This window comes from Anaplasma ovis str. Haibei, from assembly GCF_002214625.1.
Classification (GTDB): domain Bacteria; phylum Pseudomonadota; class Alphaproteobacteria; order Rickettsiales; family Anaplasmataceae; genus Anaplasma; species Anaplasma ovis.
The window spans coordinates 23204-44201 of sequence record NZ_CP015994.1 but is presented as its reverse complement, the minus strand read 5'-3'; the positions used below and the strand labels follow the sequence as shown (position 1 = coordinate 44201).

General features: G+C 49.1%; 22 protein-coding genes. 9 read left to right on the top strand and 13 right to left on the bottom strand.

The genetic code is table 11. The annotated features are described in order from the left end of the window. Positions 1–162 precede the first annotated feature (162 nt). From AOV_RS00185 to trxA, 4 genes are all read left to right on the top strand, one after another. Positions 163–1029 (top strand): alpha/beta fold hydrolase, encoded by an 867-nt coding sequence (locus AOV_RS00185; RefSeq protein WP_233497169.1) that lies wholly within the window; start codon positions 163–165, stop codon positions 1027–1029. Positions 1030–1135: 106 nt separating this feature from the next. Next, positions 1136–2119 carry a pyruvate dehydrogenase (acetyl-transferring) E1 component subunit alpha gene (pdhA, locus tag AOV_RS00180; protein WP_267896381.1) on the top strand — a complete coding sequence of 328 codons (984 nt, stop codon included), beginning with the start codon at positions 1136–1138 and terminating at the stop codon, positions 2117–2119. 229 nt (positions 2120–2348) lie between these two features. Beyond that, positions 2349–3161 carry a P-type conjugative transfer protein VirB9 gene (gene virB9, locus AOV_RS00175; protein ID WP_075138652.1) on the top strand — a complete coding sequence of 271 codons (813 nt, stop codon included), beginning with the start codon at positions 2349–2351 and terminating at the stop codon, positions 3159–3161. A 20-nt stretch (positions 3162–3181) separates the two neighbouring features. Next, positions 3182–3517, top strand: coding sequence for a thioredoxin (gene trxA / locus AOV_RS00170; RefSeq protein ID WP_075138651.1), 336 nt, complete (start codon positions 3182–3184; stop codon positions 3515–3517). Positions 3518–4097: 580 nt separating this feature from the next. Here the strand turns inward: trxA and xseB are convergent. Beyond that, positions 4098–4301, bottom strand: a complete 204-nt coding sequence (gene xseB, locus AOV_RS00165) for an exodeoxyribonuclease VII small subunit (protein ID WP_075138649.1) — start codon at positions 4299–4301, stop codon at positions 4098–4100. Positions 4302–4351: 50 nt separating this feature from the next. On the opposite strand from xseB, the gene AOV_RS00160 reads away from it, so the two are divergent. After that, positions 4352–4672, top strand: a complete 321-nt coding sequence (locus AOV_RS00160) for an ETC complex I subunit (protein ID WP_075138648.1) — start codon at positions 4352–4354, stop codon at positions 4670–4672. Between the two features lie 109 nt (positions 4673–4781). After that, positions 4782–5696 (top strand): AEC family transporter, encoded by a 915-nt coding sequence (locus AOV_RS00155; protein WP_075138647.1) that lies wholly within the window; start codon positions 4782–4784, stop codon positions 5694–5696. A gap of 167 nt (positions 5697–5863) precedes the next feature. On the opposite strand, the gene AOV_RS00150 is transcribed toward AOV_RS00155, so the two are convergent. After that, positions 5864–6091: a hypothetical protein gene (locus tag AOV_RS00150; RefSeq protein ID WP_075139419.1), complete on the bottom strand. Its 228-nt coding sequence runs from the start codon at positions 6089–6091 to the stop codon at positions 5864–5866. Positions 6092–6386: 295 nt separating this feature from the next. Here AOV_RS00150 and AOV_RS05355 point away from each other — a divergent pair, with 295 nt between their 5' ends. After that, entirely contained in the window at positions 6387–8273 is a 1887-nt protein-coding gene (locus AOV_RS05355; RefSeq protein ID WP_199463066.1) for a hypothetical protein, read from the top strand. A 757-nt stretch (positions 8274–9030) separates the two neighbouring features. Here AOV_RS05355 and AOV_RS05485 read toward each other — a convergent pair. Together AOV_RS05485 and AOV_RS00140 are read right to left on the bottom strand one after the other, a co-directional pair. Further along, positions 9031–9162 carry a hypothetical protein gene (locus AOV_RS05485; protein WP_267896379.1) on the bottom strand — a complete coding sequence of 44 codons (132 nt, stop codon included), beginning with the start codon at positions 9160–9162 and terminating at the stop codon, positions 9031–9033. After that, positions 9146–9535, bottom strand: coding sequence for a TrbC/VirB2 family protein (locus AOV_RS00140; protein WP_117374502.1), 390 nt, complete (start codon positions 9533–9535; stop codon positions 9146–9148). The genes AOV_RS05485 and AOV_RS00140 overlap by 17 nt, the downstream gene beginning before the upstream one ends. 285 nt (positions 9536–9820) lie before the next feature. Here AOV_RS00140 and AOV_RS00135 point away from each other — a divergent pair, with 285 nt between their 5' ends. Continuing rightward, positions 9821–10672: a P44/Msp2 family outer membrane protein gene (locus AOV_RS00135; protein ID WP_117374367.1), complete on the top strand. Its 852-nt coding sequence runs from the start codon at positions 9821–9823 to the stop codon at positions 10670–10672. Positions 10673–11020: 348 nt separating this feature from the next. Here the strand turns inward: AOV_RS00135 and AOV_RS00130 are convergent, their stop codons facing one another. From AOV_RS00130 to AOV_RS00110, 5 genes are all read right to left on the bottom strand, one after another. Then, complete coding sequence (locus AOV_RS00130) at positions 11021–11827, bottom strand: HesA/MoeB/ThiF family protein (RefSeq protein WP_117374366.1); 807 nt, start codon at positions 11825–11827, stop codon at positions 11021–11023. A gap of 33 nt (positions 11828–11860) precedes the next feature. Continuing rightward, on the bottom strand, positions 11861–12463 hold the full coding sequence (gene pyrE / locus AOV_RS00125; protein WP_117374365.1) for an orotate phosphoribosyltransferase: 603 nt from the start codon (positions 12461–12463) through the stop codon (positions 11861–11863). Between the two features lie 99 nt (positions 12464–12562). Continuing rightward, positions 12563–13636, bottom strand: coding sequence for a recombinase RecA (gene recA / locus AOV_RS00120; protein ID WP_117374364.1), 1074 nt, complete (start codon positions 13634–13636; stop codon positions 12563–12565). A 1068-nt stretch (positions 13637–14704) separates the two neighbouring features. Further along, positions 14705–15133: a P44/Msp2 family outer membrane protein gene (locus AOV_RS00115; protein ID WP_267896378.1), complete on the bottom strand. Its 429-nt coding sequence runs from the start codon at positions 15131–15133 to the stop codon at positions 14705–14707. 144 nt (positions 15134–15277) lie between these two features. Then, positions 15278–16558: an MFS transporter gene (locus AOV_RS00110; protein WP_117374501.1), complete on the bottom strand. Its 1281-nt coding sequence runs from the start codon at positions 16556–16558 to the stop codon at positions 15278–15280. A 298-nt stretch (positions 16559–16856) separates the two neighbouring features. Between AOV_RS00110 and rpsP the strand changes: the two genes are divergently transcribed. Then, positions 16857–17126 (top strand): 30S ribosomal protein S16, encoded by a 270-nt coding sequence (rpsP, locus tag AOV_RS00105; RefSeq protein ID WP_117374362.1) that lies wholly within the window; start codon positions 16857–16859, stop codon positions 17124–17126. Positions 17127–17265: 139 nt separating this feature from the next. Here rpsP and glmU read toward each other — a convergent pair whose 3' ends face one another. The 4 genes from glmU to rplT all read right to left on the bottom strand — a co-directional run bounded on the left by glmU (position 17266) and on the right by rplT (position 20976). Continuing rightward, entirely contained in the window at positions 17266–18573 is a 1308-nt protein-coding gene (gene glmU, locus AOV_RS00100; protein WP_233497165.1) for a bifunctional UDP-N-acetylglucosamine diphosphorylase/glucosamine-1-phosphate N-acetyltransferase GlmU, read from the bottom strand. 146 nt (positions 18574–18719) lie between these two features. Continuing rightward, positions 18720–19427, bottom strand: coding sequence for an SDR family NAD(P)-dependent oxidoreductase (locus AOV_RS00095; RefSeq protein ID WP_117374361.1), 708 nt, complete (start codon positions 19425–19427; stop codon positions 18720–18722). A gap of 135 nt (positions 19428–19562) precedes the next feature. After that, positions 19563–20621 carry a phenylalanine--tRNA ligase subunit alpha gene (gene pheS, locus AOV_RS00090; RefSeq protein ID WP_117374360.1) on the bottom strand — a complete coding sequence of 353 codons (1059 nt, stop codon included), beginning with the start codon at positions 20619–20621 and terminating at the stop codon, positions 19563–19565. Continuing rightward, complete coding sequence (rplT, locus tag AOV_RS00085) at positions 20590–20976, bottom strand: 50S ribosomal protein L20 (RefSeq protein WP_117374359.1); 387 nt, start codon at positions 20974–20976, stop codon at positions 20590–20592. Before rplT ends, pheS begins: the two co-directional genes overlap by 32 nt. Positions 20977–20998 lie beyond the last annotated feature (22 nt).

The window sequence follows — 20998 nt, the reverse complement described above, 5'->3', positions numbered from 1 at the left end:
TTTCCTCACTCAGTTCTGAACATATCTGTATACCACTGTGGGCATGCCGTCATAGCGCCTTGCACAACTGCGGCTGCCGGCAAGCTATGCATGATTTAGCGCTTGGCAATGTACCACAATGTTGGTACACTTCAATGGTTCCGTACCAATGGGGTGTTAGCAGTGGTTGCCGTGCTGGAGGATAGGGTCCTCATTCCGTCTAAGGAGGATCACTACATGTACTATAAGGTGTACAATCCAGAAGTTCTGGGGGAGAAAACGCCGCTAATATGTGTACACGGCATGGCTGGAAATTCAGCTTGTTTCGATTACCTAGGTCGCGCGGTGCCTGATTTTCCAGTGGTGTCTGTAGATGTCGTAGGGCGCGGTAGGAGCTCATGGCTCAAGGACTACTCCCTCTATAACTATAGCACCTACTGCGCAGACATACTGCATCTTGCAAAACACTTGAAAATCAAGAAATGCAACTATCTGGGCATCTCGATGGGAGGGATTATTGCGATGTTTCTGGCAGCGCATTTCCACAATGTGCTGGCAATAGAGAAACTGATCATAAACGATATAGGGCCGTACACTCCGGCAAAGCCGCTGCGTGCGCTCGTCAAGGTGATGACGGAGCTACCTACGTTTGAAGATCAGGAGCAAGCAAAACAGTACCTCAAGGCCGCGCTGTGCCACTCCGGCACTGAGAAAGAGGAGCATTGGGATCACCTGGTGCAGCACAGAATTATGGAGAAGGGCGGCGGCTACGTGTTAACCTTAGACCCGGGCATTGGCGCCCAGCTTGCTCATGACATCCAGCAGACCAGCGATTGGGATATCTGGGACGCGTGGAATAAGATGCAATGTGGCAAGATTTTGGTGCTGAAGGGCGAGCATTCAGCCTATTTAACATCGGAAACTTTGCGGAAAATGCTGGGGTCAAAACGCAATATTAGCCACATAGAATACCCGGGTGTGGGACATCCACCCTCCCTTCTGGTGGAAGGCCGGATAAGGGACGTGAAGCAATTCATTAGGGAAGACTGACCAACACTGGACACTGCGTAGTGGTGCCAGCAGCACTATAAATACCTTGAACGCCGCCGCTTTACGAGGTAGTAACGAACCCTGTTGGGGTGTGTTAGGTAGATTTGTGAATAAGAGCAGGCGTTGTTCAGCCATTTCCGACGAGCAGGTGGTCAAGTCTTACCATGATATGCTACTCATGCGTAGGTTCGAAGAGAAAGTGGGCCAGCTGTACGGTATGGGCCTCATACGGGGGTTTTGCCACCTGTATATAGGGCAAGAGGCAATAGCGATAGGTTTACAAAATGTGCTAAGCAGCAAAGATTCCATAGTCACCAGCTACAGAGAACATGGCTTCATGCTCACCTCAGGAGAAAGCGCAAAAACTATACTGGCGGAACTTATGGGAAAAAGGACCGGGTGTTCCAAGGGCAAAGGCGGTTCTATGCATATGTTCAATACAGCAAAGAATTTTTTCGGCGGACACGGAATTGTGGGCGCGCAAGTACCTATAGGGACGGGCATTGCCTTTGCTGAGCAGTACAAGAAAAGCAAGGGGGTGGTTTTCACCTGTCTAGGAGACGGTGCGATGAATCAGGGACAGGTTTATGAGTCTTTCAATATGGCATCGTTGTGGAAGCTCCCAGTAGTGTATGTGGTAGAGAATAACGAGTATGCTATGGGCACCTCGGTTCCGAGGTCTTCATCTGTTGTTGAGCTGTGCAAGCGTGGAGAGGGGTGCGGCGTGCCGGGCCGCCAGGTGGATGGCATGGACGTTTTTGCTGTAGTCGGAGCGGCGGATGATGCGGCAAAACTTTGTAGGAATGGCAACGGCCCTATTTTGCTGGAGATGAAAACTTACCGCTTTAGAGGACATTCAATGTCAGACCCGGCAAAGTACAGAACGAGGCAAGAAGTTGATGAGGTGCGAGATAGTAAAGACCCGTTATGCCGATTGAAGGGGTATATACTGGAGCACAAAATTGCGCCTGAAAGCGTCCTTGAAGGCTTCGAGAAGCAGGTCCGCGAGACGGTTAATGAGGCCGTGGAGTTTGCACAGAACAGTCCTGAGCCCGATGTGGATGAGCTGTATACTGATGTGTACAAGTAGAGAAACACACCGCCCATGGGTAAATCCATAAGTTGGGTGATCATACAGAGCCGTTACCTGGCGCAGGCGGGTGGCTACTGGCTTGGGAGGATTGTTGATTAGCATAACACCCACGGGGTTGACTGTACAATAACGCACACGGCAAATAACCACAATTTTCCTATTGATTGGTTGCAGATTGACACATTAGTGCTAGACTTAGGGCAGGTGTTTGTTTATACCGTAGCTTATGAGAAAGGCTTGCATGGTTTGTGCTGTAGCGCTGTTGTGTAGCTCCACCGCTTTTGGTAAGCAGGAGCCGCGCTCTATAGCCGCTGATGACCACATAAAGGTTATGAACTTTAACCCTCAGTCCATACACAGGTACACGGGGTTTTATGGGTACCAGTCTAGCATACTGTTTGAGGCTGGCGAGGTTATAGATACAGTTTCTATGGGAGACTCAACCGGGTGGCAGTTAGTACCGAAAGGGAACAGGTTGTTCATAAAGCCCGTGGGAGACAACGCAGATACCAACGTCACTATCATTACGAACAGGCGTGTGTATTACTTTGAGTTGCATGCTGAGGAGGCCAGCGGTTTGGATGATCCCAGGTTGGCGTACGAGGTCAGATTCGTATATCCCGCTGCAAGCAGTGTTGATGCGGAGTCGTCGTCTGACTTGGGTGGTGGGGTGTCTTTTCCCACATACCAGAATGACGTGCCTGACTTAAGTGATCCCGAAGTTGCCAAAAAAGGCTTGAACTTCGACTATTCCGTGTCCCACGCTGCAGGTTCTGCGAATATCGTCCCTCTCAGGGTGTTTGATGATCGTAGGTTCACCTATATGCAGTTTTCCAACGTTAACGGGGATCTGCCATCTATCTTCAACGTTGATGCTGAAGGGTATGAGTCTCTCGTGAACTTTAGGATCGTGGGTGACTATGTGGTAGTGGAGCGTGTATCCCCGGCTTTTACGTTGCGGTATGGCTCCAGTACTGCCTGCGTGTTTAATGAGAAGATGTACCGCGCAGCTTCTGCATCCAGGAGGGGGCGTGGATAGGTTTCCCGTTGGGGGTGTTTATGTCTGACATTGCTGAAGTGGGTGATTCTGATTTTGCCAAGAGGGTCTGCACCGGAAGCGGCTTGGTACTCGTGGACTTTTGGGCTCCCTGGTGCGGGCCTTGCGTGGCCCTTACTCCTCAACTGGAAAAGCTGGCTCAGAAATACGAGGGCAGGCTCAAGATCTACAAGCTTAACGTTCAGGACAACCAGGACACTCCCGTTACGTATGGGGTAAGCGCAGTGCCCACTTTGGTAATTTTCTCCGATGGGAAAGAGCTGTCTAGGGTCGTTGGTGCAAATCTGCAGCAGATCATAGGCGCAATAGATAGCGCTGTTGGGGGTGCTGCGCAGTAGGGATAGCACCCTCATGCGGGCCGTACTGTATTTTGCGCTCGGCGGAGGGCCGGGCTCGGGTAGCTCACAGTAAGTTCAACGCGTCAATCCTTGGTTGCGGCTGCTGCCATTGGGGTTGCGCGTATCTGTAGGGTTTCATGCAGCGTGCCTGGACCGGCGGGGCTAGCCAAAGCTTACCGCCCGTTGCGGGGTCGCTTAGCCCGCATTTTCACTTAAGCAACGTCACCAAAATGTATTTTAATTGTGCATTATTCTTATCGTAACGCCGCAGCCCAAGGTTGAGACTTTACATACAACCCTAAAACACCTTAGACACCTGTTCTACATCTTGCGGGTCTTTTGCACCTCGGTATGACCAAACCACATATACGGAAAGGGGTGCCACGTGCACGTGCGGTGCGCATCGAAACCCACACACCCATCAGGTGCAACAACCATACAAACTCGGGTTGGGTGTAGAGCTCCGCCCCAACCTTTACTGAACCAACCGTCAGACACCCACACCATTGCTCCCATGCGAGAGGTGTGTATCAGGTACTGGCAAATGCGCACTTGGAATACATAGGCTATTGAGCTACCACTACTCAAGATCTTCTTCGCCCAAAGATTCGATCTTAAGCGTCAACCCCTTGATAACTTCATTACAGTACTTGTGTAACTCCCTACCCCGGTTGTACAATTCAACGCTTCTATCGAGGGATACGTCACCACGCTCAAGTTCCTCCACAATGCGCTCCAGCTCCCGTACTGCCTCCTCAAACTTTCCCCCGCTATTAATAGACATTTGCTGAATACCTGTTACACTGCTGCTAATCTTAGCTTTTTCATCGGTGCTTGCAAGTGCCTGGCGGTTCGCGCGTACCTGTAGCAAGAATATATAGGCCTGCTAGGAATGTTATGCAATCTGGCGCTTATGGGAGAAGCTTCTGGTGCATAGAGTTTGAGCCTTCATGTTCACTATACAGAGATTCTCTCATGGGATGGGTGGGCTCTAGGGATACGGCACAGCAGGTGAGGCTGCGCTTTCCGAATAAGGAAGGTGCTATATCCTACGCGAAGGCCCGCGGTATTTTATACGTAGTGTTACCAGACCAAGCTACTAGGAAAAAACCTAAATCTTATTCTGAAAATTTTTTGAGGGACAGGGAACTGTAGGCCCTTTCATTCGCCTCATTAGGGCACTAATCTGTTGTTAGGGGGTGCTGACTTATGTTAAAGTACCTGCACGCGTGGTCCCTACCGGACCTGTAGTTTGAGTGTTAGTATGTTCTTTGCCCTAATGCTTAAAGTGCTACCCGCGTACGTAACGATCCTACTTGGATTCGTTGCTGGTCGGGTAGTTAAGCTTGATTGCGCCACGATAGGAAAACTTCTGTTTTACTGCGTTGGACCTATCGTAGTGTTCTTTGGCATACTTAAGATCAACATCACACCAGAACTTGTACTTCTGCCAGTAATCACGTTTGTCATCTGCTGCACAATGTCGTTGATAGTGTACAACGTGTCGTCACTGGTATTCAGAGACCATATAAGAAATATGCTGGCTTTCACTTCCGGAAGTTCCAGCATGGGGTTCTTTGGCTTGCCAATAGCAATAGCCCTGTTCGACGAGAGCACGGTTTCAATATACCTTTTGTGCTACGTAGGTATGCTGTTCTTTGAAAACAGCTTTGGTTTTTACATAGCAACTCGTGGGTTGTATACGCCACGGCAGTGTTTCAGACAACTTATCACTTTGCCAACATTCCACGCAGCAGTTGCAGCCTTGCTTTGTAATCATTTCGAAATGCGTGTACCAGAGTTCCTGCTGCGCGTACCCACAGACCTTGCAAGCACATACATGGTACTCGGTACAATGCTGCTGGGCATATCCGTAGCAAATATAAAAGACTTTGCCATAAACTGGAAGCTTATGGCGCTCACAGTATTGATCAAATATGTTGCCTGGCCGCTCCTTGCACTACTGTTGATTTTTCTAGACCGCAAGGGGCCATGTCTGTATGACAGTCAGGTGTATCAGGCACTCATCCTTCTGGCAATTATACCAATATCGAGCACTGGGGTGATACTGGCTTACACAACAAATTACAAGCCAGATGTTGCAGCAATTATGCTTCTGATTAGCACTCTAGTGGGGATATTCTACGTTCCCTTCATGATATCCCTACTTCTGTATTAGAGCCACAGCATCAAAAACGGCGTGAAGTGGAGAGGCCCAGAATTCCAATGCACTACATACTAACCTCAGGAACCTCATCTCCGAACTTCTACCAGCACCCATCTCCCAACTCTACTCGGCACCAAGGCTGGCACAATCAACATTAGTCTCACATTCCCCAGCCCGCACTACACAGGGATCGCCATCCCTGCCGTATTGATGGTGGTATCTGCAGCAGAGAGCAATGTTGTAGTATCTTCAGTGAATGCAGTACTGAGCTTGCCATTGGTGCCGGTGTTCTGACCACAGTTGTTGGTGTTGCTGCCAGCGGTACCACACACTTTCTGGCTTACATCATCACCACCAGTAGCACCCTCTACTGCAGTACCCCACTTCTCAGCTTCACTCTTGGTCATCTTACCTAAAGCATTAGCAAGACGGTCTACCTGACCTCTTGCTGTATCATATGCTAACTCCTTTCCTAATAAGAATACTGAAGCTGTATCCTCATTAGACTTCTTACCTCACGCATTAAGTACCCTAGCCTTCGGAGGCAGCCTGGGGTACAGAACCGGCAGAGCACGGATAGAAGTAGGAATAGGACATGAGAGGTTTGTCATCAAGGGAGGAGATGATACAGCATTTCTCCTAGGTAAGGAACTTGCACTAGATACAGCGAGGGGTCAATTACTATCCAGTGCTCTGGGTAGGATGTCCATGAGTGATGTGCATAGACTCAAGAGGGAAGTAGTAGATAGTGAAGGTATAGCAAGTCCTGTAAGGGCAATGTTTAGTAGACAGATCCCTGATGGAGATACATTACTTGCTGGAGAGATGGCAGGAGTTGATGATGGACTAGTTATACAAGAGTTGAGCAGACCAGAAGAGTTAGAGAAGTTACAACATGAACTAGCAAAGCAAGTAAGTAAGTTAGCAGAACTTGGAGAACTCAAGTGGTTAGAGAGACTAGAAGCCATAGAGACTGAAGAACTCCAGGGGATGAAGGAGAGGTTGAGTAAGCTGGAGGCACTCAAGAAGGAGATAGAGAAGCTAGAAGCGCTAGGCAAGGGTGTAGTAGGAGAGCTAGGGAAGCTAGAGGAGAAAAAGCTGAAGGAGTTGAAGGAGATAGAGTCCGAGAAGAAGTTAAAAGGCGCAGGGCTGGGAGAACATCTGACTAAGTGGCTGTTACACAAATTCGGAGTTGAAGGCAAGACACTGGAGATGATAAAGCTGGAGGAGAAGAAGAAGCTGGAGGTGAAGAAGCTCAAGGAGGAGCTGGAGAAGTTGAAGGAGAAGCCAGAGGAGCTGGAGGAGGTGAAAGACCTAGGAGGGCTGGAGAGAGCAATCAAGGGAAAGTTAGATGCGGTGCATAAGTTGGAGACATTGGAAGAGCTGGGAGAGCTCAAGACAAAACTAGAAGAACTAGCAGCGATAAGGGAACTTAGGAGGGAACTGGCAGAATTGGGAGTATTAAGTGCAGAGTTCAAGGAGTGGGAAAAGCTAGAGAAGGAAGGAAAAGAGCCAGAGCTGGTACAGAAGCTTAAAGTGCTGGGTACAGATATAATGGGAGCGCTAGAGGTGAAGAAGCTGGAGGAGTTGAAAGAGGCGAAGAGTGCAGTTGTGACAAAAGTAGGGAAACTTGGAGGTGCGTTTGAGAAGATAGAGGAGATAAAGCCAGCAGAACTGGAAAAGACCTGGCTGTTCAAGAAGCTTGGAAAACTAGAGGAGGTGAAGAAACTAGGAGGAACAGTAGAAGAACTAGCAGCGATAAGGGAACTGAAGGCATTAGGACTAGAAGAGCAGTTGAGAACATTAGCTGAGGTTAAGGAAGTCAAGGCATTAGCTGAGAAGCAGAAAGCTGGAGGATTAGAGATTCAAGAGGGACTTCAGCTCACAGAGAGAATGGGGAAACTAAATGGTAGGCTAGTACGGCTAGCAGCACAAAAGCTGGAGGAGATAAAGGAACTTAGAGCGCGGAATAAGCAATCTATGCGTCCAGAGACTAATCCGCAATCTATAAGGAAAGCAGCAAGTATGCTAGAAGAGATAAGTGTGCTAAGGGAGCTAAGACAGTTAGATGAGCTAATACCAGAAGAGCAGCTGAGAACATTAGCTGAGGTTAAAGGCACTATAGCACAATTGGAAGCACAAAAGCTGACGATGGAGCATAAGAAGAAGGAGCTGATAAAGGAGATGAAGGAATTGGTTGGTAAGCGCGAAGCACAACCACTTCAGGGCCAGGCAGAGCTGAAGGGTAAGGAGATAGCAAGACTGGACAGAGAACTAGCCAAGATCAAGGCACTAGAGGAACTTACAGAGATAGCTGAGAAACGTGGAGTTGCTACTACACTCAAGGCTGCATTGGCTAATGCTATGGAGACTACTAAGAATAGGGGTTGGACTGATTATTTAAACGGTATAGATTCAAGTAAGAGAGTTAACGCTGTACGAGAACTAATCGCTGCTGAGAAAATTAGAGCATGGGCTAGGGATATAAATAACTTGGATGTAGATGAAAGAGTCTGTACGCTACCAATGACCACCATCCCTGACGTACTAATGGTTTCACCTGCAACAGAGAGCAGTGTTGCATCATAGCCAAACACTGCACTAATCTTGTGGTGTTCTGGTTACAGGTGGTACCTGCAACTGTGGGCTGAAGATTTAGAGATAGGAAGATAGGTGTTTGGGTGATGCAAGTAGAGTTGGGAGATGAGGATATTTGGATCAGTCATCACACCAATTCCCTAGCTTACACCCACCAAGGCCATTACGTGAGGAGAGAGATTAGTCACCTAAATCCCTAGCCACCGTCAAAGTTGGTCAACATTAGTCATCACCCTACCTACCCAGTGTGGTCGCTCCACATACTTACTTACATCCTTCTACCCACTTTGTGTCCTAAGGCACTTCCACTCTTCTAATACCTCAATTAGCTAGTTCCGGTCTGCCCACCCACCCCTACACTCAAACTTACTGGTATCACCAATCTCACCCAGTAGGTATGTCATCATGGCTAGACTAGTGTTGAGGTAACATAACAACTACACAGTGTGGTAATGCACCATAGACACAGTTGAGCCCTGCACCACCTACTAACCTCAGCACTAAGTCTGGCATTGCCACCTACTAACCTCAGGAACCTCCAGCACCACCAAGTCTGGCATTACCACCAACGCACTCTGCACTACCTACTAACCTCAGGAACCTCATCTCCTAACTCCACTGGCACCCAATGTGGCGTCATCAGCACCCAAAGCTCTTGGCACTACCTACTAACCTCAGGAACCTCCAGCACCACCAAGTCTGGCATTGCCACCAACGCACTCTGCACTACCTACTAACCTCAGGAACCTCATCTCCTAACTCCACTGGCACCCAATGTGGCATTACCAATCTCACTGCTTGGCACCCAATGTGGCATTATCAGCACCCAAAGCTCTTGGCACCACCTACTAACCTCAGGAACCTCATCTCCTAACTCCACTGGCACCCAATGTGGCATTACCACCATCAACACAGTTGAACTTGCTAGCCTCATCACCATTAATCCCAGCAGCGAACTTAGCCATGAGCTTACCAGCACCAAAGAATATGGCAGTAAATACAACCAGCATAACAATGGCAGGCCATGCGAGTTTACCGAATATAGCCATGATACTAGAACCTAGTATTACTCCAGTCATGATGGGTAATCCAAGTTTCTGCACAAACCCTATAACATTACATATAACCTTAGTAGCTGTATCATCAGCAGCAGGAGTAGTATTAGTCTGAGCAGCAGCTCCCACAGGTACACCATGGAAGATACCCCATGCTAACACTCCAGCAATCAGTAAGAATCTAAGCAACATCACCACTCTCTGCTGCAGGGGATTGCACTTTGCTTTTACGTAAAATCGCGCGACAATACAGGTAGACTGCACTCACAGTACAAGTAACAATAAACTACAGAAGGCTTGACTTCATCCGCAAGTGCTTATAGAAATCTACAGCACCGTTCCTATAACAAAGCGTGGAGCGTGTGGTAGGGCTGTGTGCGTCGTGGGTGAGTTGCGCTTTATAATTTCTGCTATGATACTTCCACCCTAACCTTTTATATGCTAAACTGCTGCGTGTTTTTATGATTTATCAAAAGGATTACTATGAATTACAGAGAATTGTTTACAGGGGGCCTGTCAGCAGCCACAGTCTGCGCCTGCTCCCTACTTGTTAGTGGGGCCGTAGTGGCGTCTCCCATGAGTCATGAAGTGGCTTCTGAAGGGAGCGGGGTCATGGGAGGTAGCTTTTATGTGAGTGCGGCTTACAGCCCAGCGTTTCCCTCTGTTACCTCATTCGACATGCGTGAGTCAAGCAGAGAGACCTCGTATGTTAGAGGCTATGACAAGAGTGTTGCAACAATTGATGTGAGTGCGCCAGCAAACTTTTCCAAATCCGGCTACACTTTTGCTTTCTCTAAGAATTTACTCACATCTTTCGACGGCGCTGTGGGATATTCTCTGGGAGGAGCTAGAGTGGAACTAGAAGCAAGCTACAGAAGGTTTGCTACTTTAGCGGACGGGCAGTACGCAAAAAGTGGTGCAGAGTCCCTGGCTGCAATTACTCGCGACGCTGTCATTACTGAGAACAATTACTTTGTGGTCAAAATCGATGAAATCACAAACACTTCAGTCATGCTAAATGGCTGCTATGACGTGTTGCACACAGATTTGCCTGTGTCCCCATATGTGTGTGCCGGAATAGGTGCTAGCTTTGTCGACATTTCTAAGCAAGTAACCACAAAGCTAGCCTACAGGGGCAAGGTTGGAATCAGCTACCAGTTTACTCCAGAAATATCTTTGGTGGTAGGTGGGTTCTACCACGGACTCTTTGACGAGTCTTACAAGGACATACCCGCACATAACAGTGTAAAGTTCCCCGGAGAAGCAAAAGCCTCAGTCAAGGCACATATTGCTGATTACGGTTTTAACCTTGGAGCAAGATTCCTGTTCAACTAATTATGGGCTTTTCACATGTGGTAAAGATCTAAAAGTCTTTGCCACATGTTGTGTCACTCTGGTATCTGGATGGTTGCGCAACGCCGGGTGGTGGGCTGCCTAGGAGGCGGTGTTTGGGGTCCTTGCCGAGCTAAGCGCTTGTTGGGTGCGCGCCAGCTTTAGTTGGAGAGCTGCGGCTGGGCACTTTCTGGGCTTTGCATGGCGCGATCGTGGGTTGTGTCCCGGCGGGCTAGGCCGGTTCAATTCTCAGCGTAGATCGTGCGGCAAACTCTTTACCTAGACTGGGTTAATAGCCTGTGGAGTTCCAAGTAAGTCAGTTTCAGATTGTTTGAATCAGATAGCTGTGTGCTACTCTATACGCAGTTTGCCTTCGTAGGATTCAAGATCGTGCGGGTCCACGCTTGCGGCATCGCCGCAGCAACTGCACAAACTGTTCACGGCAAGTTCGTACGAGGTAAAGCGATTACTGCGGAGGTCCACCCTGTACAATTTGCCCACACTTGACTGGTGATTACCAACTATATACTTAATAACCTCAGCAGCAGCCATGCTACCGACTACCCCCACAGTGGGGCTTGCAACTCCAGCACTCGCACAGTTTAACTCAGTGCTCACCTGCTTTCCTTCAAAGAAACACCTGTAGCACGGCTTGCCTCCGGGTGGGATTACCATTACCTCACCAGTAAAACCTATGGCAGCGCAGTGGACCAGAGTTTTATGCATTGTCACACATGCATCATTCAGAAACATTTTCACCGCAAGTCTGTCAACACAATCTACAATAATGTCCACATCAGGCAGTATGGTCTCAAAGTTTTTCGGCCCTATTGCGGAATCTACCTCACACACTTCGACATCACTATTAAGGTGTTTTATAAACTCGGCCGCGGCTCGCACTTTTCTACGCCCCAAATCCCGTTCCTTGTAGATAGTCTGCCTGTTCAAATTGGAAACCTTCACTGTGTCATCATCACACACAACAAGTCGCCCTACGCCGCTAGCCGCTAAGAGCGGTATTACCATGCTGCCAAGGCCCCCACAACCCACAATTAGAACCCTGCTTTGTCTCAACTTGTTGTGGCCATGGTAACCTATTTCGGGCACCAACACCTGTCTTGCGTATCTACCTCGAAAGTCAATGCGTGACGCGCACATAACAACACAATCAGCTAAAAAACAATGCGTGCACTAGCTTAGTGACCTGCTACCGGGCTTAGATACCGGTATACTCTTCAACTCATCAGGTACGTCGTCCGCAGCGTAGTTTTGTATATCCATCTCTAGCAGACTCACTACTGGAAATGGCATGTTTGCGCAATTACCGCGATTTATAATACTTAACTCAGCTACAACTTCCCCTCCAAAGGCAGTAACGGCATCAAAAACCTCTAAGGATGACCCACCGGTGGTGATAACATCCTCCACTATAAGCACGCGGCTGTTAGGATCTATACCAAACCCTCTGCGTAACTCGAAGTTGCCCTGCACGCGCTCGAAAAAAACGAAATTCACTCCCAGCTGCCTGGCAATTTCATACCCAAATACTATCGCTCCCATGGCAGGGGAGGCGACAACATCAACCTTCAGGTCACCGAGCACGTCGTTGCTTCGTCTCAAAAGTGCTGCACACATATCCTCACACACAGAGGGCACCTCCTGGAGCTTTGCACACTGTATGTACGTATCACTGTGCAATCCGGAAGATAAGATGAAGTGGCCCTTTAGGATTGCAGACCTCTCCATCAGCACGTCGAGTACGTCATCACTCGTGTATATACCCTTCCCTTTCATTACTCAACCTCACAATACCAGTGATACCCGCGCGGCGCTTGAGCGTGCAAGACCAGGGGAAGAAACCGTAACTAGGCCACCAAGCATATGCGCCAGGTGCTAGAAAACTTCCTCCTCCAACACTTCGGCACGCCCGTCTGCAGCAAACAGATCGCTATTGTGCATACTCTCTGCAAGGTATGCCCTAATTTTCTGCTCCAACTCATGTGCGATGTTCGGATTGCTTTTCAAATAACCCTTGGCATTCTCCCTGCCCTGTCCCAACTTTACCGCACCGTAAGAATAGTGCGCGCCGGATTTTTCGACGAAACCAAACTTGACACCCATGTCGACTATTTCACCCAGCTTCGATATGCCCTCATTGTACACGATGTCAAACTCTGCCTGCTTGAATGGGGGAGCAACTTTGTTTTTGACCACCTTCACCCTGGTTTGGTTCCCTATAACGCTGTCCTTGTCTTTAATTGCGCTTACCTTACGGATATCAAGCCGTATTGACGTGTAGAACTTGAGCGCGCTACCACCCGTTGTCACCTCCGGGTTGCCATAAATCACACCTATTTTTATACGTATCTGGTTGATAAACACCAGTATACAGTTAGCCTTAGACACCACCGAGGTCAGTTTGCGAAGCGCGTGGCTCAGCAACCTGGCCTGCAACCCCATGTGCTGGTCACCCATGTCACCCTCTATTTCCGCCCTGGGAGTGAGCGCGGCAACAGAATCCACCACTATCACATCTATAGCACCAGAACACACTAAATACTCAACAATGTGCAAAGCCTGCTCACCAGTGTCAGGCTGCGAGACTATTAAATCCCCAACATTCACACCCAGCTTTCTGGCATATACGGTGTCCAACGCATGTTCCGCATCAATAAAAGCGCAGTTACCCCCCTGTTTTTGGGCCTCTGCAATAACATGAAGTGCAAGTGTGGTTTTCCCGGAGCTCTCCGGGCCAAAAATCTCTACTATCCTGCCTTTCGGCAACCCTCCAATGCCCAGAGCCGCATCCAGAGCTATAGAACCGGTGGACACACTATCCATCTTCTCTGCGGGATGTTGTTTCAGCTTCATGATGGCGCCACGCCCAAACGCCCTTTCTATCTGGCTTATGGCCGCATCCAACGCCTTTTGCTTCTCAGATTCAACATCTTTCTTACCGCCTGACATGGACACCCCATCAACAGAAAAAACAACCTTTGCAGTATGTCACGACTTAACCGTATACGCTCGCATCTGTCAAGAATTTTACACTCTGTCTCCGGAAAGGAGCCCCGTAAATCACCGCCACCACCGCGCTCAAAGCCGCCTGCACCACTCAGGAACCTATCTCCCACTCTACTGGCACCTATCTCCTAACCCTTGGTACCCAAGGCTGGCATTACCACCATCAACACACTTGAAGTTCTGCACCCTATTTCCAACTCTACTTAGTACCCAACATGGCACCACCACCATCAACACAGCCCCTAATCCTATCTAATCCTCATCTCTCAACCACACCTGAAGTTCTTGGCATTACCTGCACAGCCAACACCAAGTCCACCCTTGCACTCAAACTTACTGGCATCACCATAGCAGCTAGCACCTCACCTGCACTCTGCCCCTACACTCAAACTTACTGGTATCACCATAGCAGTTCTGTCCTACATGGCCAGATCAGTGTTGAGGTAACATAACAACTACACAGTGTGGTAATGCACCACAGACACAGTTGAGCCCTGCACCACCTACTAACCTCGTCTCCCAACTCCACTGGTACCCAATGTGGCACTACCGTCCTCACACTCAAATACTAACCATATTGTTCAGCTAGCACCTCAACTCCTAACTTCTCTTGGCACCCAGTTTCCTAGCTTCACTCAAAACTGCTGACCATAGCTATCACCAATCTCACCCAATAGGTATGTCATCATGGCTAGACTAGTGTTGAGGTAACATCACAACTACATGGTGTGGTATTATCGCCATAGACACAGTTGCACTTACTAGCTTCACCCAGGCACCTACTAACTTCTACTTGGCACCACCAAGTAGAAGTTAGAGGCTGAGGTTAGCGACTATGGTCAGTAGTTTTGAGTGTAAGGATGGTAATGCCAGCCTTGGTGGTGCTGGAGGTTCCTGAGGTTAGTAGGTAGTGCAGAACTTCAAGTGTGGTGATGCCAGGCTGGGTGGTGGTGCCACATTGGGTGAGCAAGGCTGGAAGAGAGGCTACTGAGGTTAGGGGATTAGGTGTATTCAGAATCCAAACCTGATACCTAGTTCTACTCCTACGTTACGTAGTCCAAAAGATGCTGATATCTTCTCCTTCGTCTTTCCTAATGGACTGGCATCGTCAACCGCTCGGTGAGCAGAAGTGTTGTCGTAGCTTGTGCCTAGTACCTTGCTGAAAGTGCCACCAATAAACGCTGCCAGGCTGTGTGTAATACTGTAATTTATACCAGCCTTGACCTTGCAGGTAAGTTGCGGTTGAAATTGCCGGTCAGTCAATCCTATAAAGCTCGCACCTAGCCCAGCACAGGCATAGGGAGACATTCTCCAGCCAACTAGTAGTCCTACTTGTGGAAAATCGTAGCATGCATTCAGGATTGCTGAAATTGCCCTAACTCCACTTATCTCTACAATCTCCATACCCTCCGTACTTGTGGCAATCGCCCGGCCAATCACCCCCCTTGTACGAAGTGGAAGAGTAACAATATCTGCAATAGCTTTATCTCGCTTGCTCTGTGCAGAGACCTCGGTACCAGTGCCGGCTGTAGCAGTTGTAGTGCTCTCGGTACTAGCCCCCTCCCCGGATATGAGGGGGGTATATCATTTCAGCCAGTCCCTGTACACATCCTCTTTTCTGATTCTAGTAAGCGCAAAGAGCGCAACCAACGCCCAGAACATTGTGCAGAACGCGGGCGCGACCCTCAAACCTGTTGTCTTAACAAGCCAAGTGCACAGCGCTGGCGCGACCCCCCCACACATCGCGGAAGAAACATTCCTCGCTATACCAAACCCTGTGTATCGCACCTTTGTGGGAAACAGTTCAGACATCGCAGCGCTCGAAGGCCCCAAGGCCGCCGCGAACGGTATGACGAACAACAGGTATCCCAGCCCAATAAATAGTGCACTACCCTGACTTAACATCCAGAACACGGGCATACTGACGAACAGCAGCATCACTGAGGCCCCACCAATGACCTTTTTCCTCCCAAGCGTGTCAGAAAGCGCACCAAAGGCAACGGTCAACACACCTGCGATCATTATGCTGACCATCTCTATTACTTCGCTTACCTGTGGGCTGATGACTACCAAGGGAGAGAAGTCTCTGACATAGCTGATGAAAAACACCATAAGGGTATGGAACGAGCAGTTTTCTACGCTATCTATACAAATAGCCAGCAATAGTGGCCTCTTATAATGCTTAAACAAGTGCCTTACGGGAGATTCGTCGGTAAGCACATGTTCACGCTCAGCTTGCGCTTCATACGCTGGACTCTCACCTGTTTTTGCCCTGACATATATGCTTATGATGCCTGTAACAAACCCTATGACAAAGGGTATACGCCACCCCCACACACCGAAGTTATCCCCCGTAAAGTGTCTGACCACAATTTTTACAGTCAAAGCAAGTACGGAGCCAAGCACTGCGCTTAGCACCTCAAAACTTCCAAACAGCCCCGTGCTGTTTCTCTTGGAGTGTTCTATAAGGAACGTTGCATTGCCGGCCTCTCCCCCCAAGGCTATGCCCTGCACGAGTCTGCACACCACAAGTAGCACGGGGGCGAGCACACCCACACTCTCGTACGTAGGGATAACGACCATGAACCCCACCGGTATAGATATGCCGGCTATTGAGAGAACAAGCGCCACTCTTCTACCATATCTGTCACCTATGTGACCAAGCACACTCGCGCCGAAAGGGCGCATGCCAAACCCGACCGCAACCACACAAAAGCTGCTCAGGAGCGATAAATACCTGTCTTCCTGCGGGAAGAACAGCTCACCGATCGTGCCAGCAAGGCTGCCGAAAAGTATGAAATCGTACCAGACTAGTGTATTGCACGCTATAGTAGACAATACAGCGTTTGTTACCCTCCTACCCATAAAACCTCCATCTACCCGGCCATTGCCAACCATGAGGCACAACAAGAGACTTGCCCAGCAACCCGGGCTACGCCCTACACCACAAAACGCGGAGCCGACGACAGCGCTATGACAAAACTGACACAACCGCCCTTCCCACTGGCACTTACCAACCTTAAGTTGCGGACACCCCCGGGGCCGCCATTGTATACTACAAAATTAGGACTGTCACGATTAAGTTGCTGCAAATTTAATTGACGCACTGTTCTGCAGTGATAGAATGGAGTCCTCTTAAGTTGAAAGGAGTCCTTGGTAAGGCATGTCCGTAAAGATAAGGTTAATGAGGCTTGGCGCAAAGAAAAAGCCCTTCTATAGGGTGGTAGTTTCGGATTCTAGGGTCCAGAGGGACGGCAAGTTTATTGAGCATGTGGGCTTTTATGATCCCATGGTCCAGTGTGGTGAGCCCGGGTTTCTCAAGATCGATGCGGATAGGCTCAGCTACTGGCTGAGTGTCGGCGCCCAACCGACAGACAGGGTGTCCTGGTTCATAAAAAAGGGTTTCGTTAAGGTGCATCCCGCCGGTACGTAGCAGGGGTTGTTGTGCGCTAGCACCTGGTATTAGTGTACCGAGGTGCCAGTTGTTGCTCTCGTGCTGCGTAGGCCCCGGCAGCGTGGTTGTTGCGTGTTGAGTCAGATATAGAGCATGTGGGACTCCCGCAGGGGTACTCTTACTCTTTAGTTTTATACCCAAGTTTGGTAGTTTGCCTGCTTCTGGCTATTCCCAAGCTTTGTGGTGGTAAATCCTCAGTAATCACACTGCCAGCAGCTATGACAGCGCTTTCTCCCACGCTTACCGGAGAAACTATAGTGCTGTTTGCACCCACAAAGCAGTGATCCCCTATATCTGAGTGCTGCTTATCCCGGCCGTCATAGTTGCATATAACAGTCCCTGCTCCCACATTTGTATTTTTGCCTATGGTGCTGTTGCCCAGATAGCTTAGGTGTTTTACCTTGCTCATTTTTCCCAAACTACTTTCTTTAATCTCCACAAAATTACCCACCACACAGCCTCCATCTATAGTCGAATTGCCCCTAATCCTGGCAAATGGGCCAATGGTGGCGCCCTGCTTTATGTGGCAAGATTCCAGGTGTGAATAGGATAATATCTCCGCACCCGACTCTACAGTAACTCCCTTGCCAAAAACGACATAAGGGTGCACCACTACGTCTTTCGTTATTTGTGTATCAATGGAGAAAAAAACTTGGTCAGGCGATGTTAAAGTTACACCCGATTGCAGAAAATTATCTCTCTTTATACGCTGGAAGCATGCCTCTGCAGCTGCAAGATCCGCCCTCGTGTTTATACCCATGGCTTTGCATTCATCCGCAACTACGTAGCCGACTTTTATGTTTTTCTCCGCTGCGGATTGCACAATGTCTGTTAGGTAGAGTTCGCCACCACGGAATGATAACCCGCTTAATAATTCAGAAATTACCTGCCGATACCCCGCAACTACACCAGAAACTGCAAGGTCATTTGTGTCGCATCTGTAGGTAATGTTGAGCACGCTCCCGGTACTGTCTAGCACCATTTTACCGTACTGGTTGTCTGAGGATTTGAAAGCCACAAAAACTATTTCTGCCCCGTTAGAGAGTTTGTCAAGAACATGGCATATCGTAGCCTTATCAAGAAGTGGCGTATCCCCATATAGTATCAGTATAACCCCTTCTGGGCGGGCTTTTAATGCTTGTAACGCTGAACTGACTGCGCCTCCTGTACCTGCAACTCCACCCTGTGGCACAACACTGAAGTGCAGGTTGTGTTTCCTTGCTAGCACGGTTATTGAATCATGCACCGCAGCACTTGTTACTATAACAGTGTGATGGTAGTGCAATTCGCTGGCAAGCCGCAGTACATGTTCCACAATTGGAGCGTTACCCAATTTGTGCAAAACCTTCGGCGTGGTGGAGCACATTCTGCTGCCACGTCCCGCAGCAAGTATCACGATATCCATAACTTCCAGTTTATAACTCATACTTGGAACCTCAGGATTCATCAATTTCGAAGCTTTTTCTAGGGATTTTTTCACCGCTATACATCGTGGATTGTGCTATAAAATCCCAGACGAAGTATACACCTAGCCGGACTATTGCCGTAGCCAGCCCGAGTACAGCGCAGAGGTCATGGCATAGTTGCAGGATTCGTGTGTATAAGCTTGCCGCTGAGTGTGTTGTTGCGGTCCACCAAAGTTGCAACAGCATCCAAAAAGTTTTTAAGGCACGGGGCTTCCATATCCTCGAGCGATTTTACGCCATCTATCTCGCGGTCTGGAATTTTTGGTGGGCATATAGCATTGACTTGCAACTGCACTGCAAATTCCTCGGCAGCCATTACGGTAAAATCTGACAGCGCCTTTTTCGACAAAAGATATGCAAAATATCTCGTCTGGGTTCTAGTAATATTCGTATCGATTATGTTTACAACATTCCCGCGCTTAGCCGCGCACATGCGTGCGAAATGTTGCGTGAGAAATATCGGAGCCTTCACGTGTATTTTATAATTTTCTTCGAGTTCCCCCTCGCGCAACTGCCCTATAGTACTCGCGTAGAAAACCGAGGCGTTGTTTATTAGCGTGTCACAGTGTGGGATCTCTTCGAAAGCATACGCAACTAGGCGGCCAAGCGCCGCAAAATCGCGCAAGTCAGACTGAAAAAGCAGGCACCGCTTGCCATAATCTTCTTGGATCACCCGTTGCAGGTCCAGCGCCTCACTGTGGGACCGGTTGTAGTGTACTACTACATCATAACCATGCCTGGCTGCAAGAAATACAGCAACGGCCCGCCCAACTCTACGCGCGGCTCCAGTGATGATCACGCCCCTCTTGTGCACTATACCCAAGATACTTACAGAACAACGAATGAGACAACAGCGTAGAGCTACCAATGCCTAGCACCACGTAAGTTTGCGACCTGCCTTGTTATCCGTCAACAAAAATCAAACGTTGTGCATCAGTGTTTACTGTAGTTATGCGCGAGAAGTGCAACCTAATATGTCAGTGAAACAAAAACCGTAGTGGTTCAGCCACTCCAGCCTATTGCTGTAAAAATTCCGAAGATCCGCAATACCATACTTTAGCATGGCCATCCGCTCAACACCCATACCAAAAGCAAAGCCGCGGTATTTCTCCGGATCTATATTGACGTTTTTCAGCACAGCTGGGTGTACCATTCCGCATCCCAACACCTCAACCCATTTTTGGTGCTTGTCTTTCACATCTATCTCAGCAGACGGTTCGGTGAACGGGAAGAAGCTAGCCCTCATCCTGGTCTCCACTTTGCGCGCGAAGAACCTGTTGAGAAAGTAGTTGATGCAATATTTCAGGTGGCCCATGCTCACGTGTTCGTCGACAAACAGCCCCTCCACTTGGTGGAATACTGGGCTATGCGTGGCGTCCCAGTCATTTCTATACACCCTACCCGGGGATATAATTTTGATTGGAGGATTGGGATTGCTCTCCATGGCACGTATTTGCATTGACGACGTATGGGTGCGCAAAACCACGCGCCGGCCGTTGAGCCTTTTCGTCATGTAAAAGGTGTCATTCTCTGCGCGAGCCGGATGATGTTCCGGCGTGTTTAACGCATCAAACACATGAAATTCGTCCTCCAATTCCGGACCATGCACCACAACAAAGCCCAGTTCACTGAGTATGCCGCTGATTTCCCTAATGACCCCAGAAATCGGGTGTATCTTACCATAAGCCCTGGGCCTTGCAGGTAAAGTCACATCAATACGCTCGCCGGCCAACCGCGAGTGTAGCCGCTCCCTTGCAAGTTGTGATTCTCTATCTTGAATTGCCAGCCTCAATGCAGCACAAGCGGCATTCGCTGCAGACCCAACCGCCTTGCGCTCATCTATATCTTGTATTGTGGAAATCTGGCGCAGCAGAGCTGTCAGGGTGCCTGACCGCCCAACATAACGAGCCCTAGCTGCCTCCAGTTCTTCCGCAGAACCGCAGGTGGCAACACAGGCCTTAGCCTCTTCACTCAGATCATTTATCTTGCGGATCAACAGCACAAGCATACCCACAGGTGCCCGCAACAGTGCCTACCACTTCCTTAAAAGCAGCCTTGTCATTCACAGCCATTTCAGCCAGCATCTTCCGGTTCAGCTCTATCCCACATAAAGCCATACCCCTCATCAGCTGAGAGTACTTAATACCCCACTGCCTCGCCGCTGCGTTGATGCGCGTAATCCACAGACGCCTGAAGTCGCGCTTGCGATTACGCCTATCTCTATACGCATACGCCAAGGCCTTCTCCAGCCGCTGCAGCGCAGCCCTGTAGCAGTTTTTAGAGCGCCCCCTATAACCTTTGGCAAGCGCGATAACCTTTTTGTGCCTAGCCCTGGCGGTAACACCGCGTTTAACCCTAGCCATAAAACCCCCGTCCTACAACCTA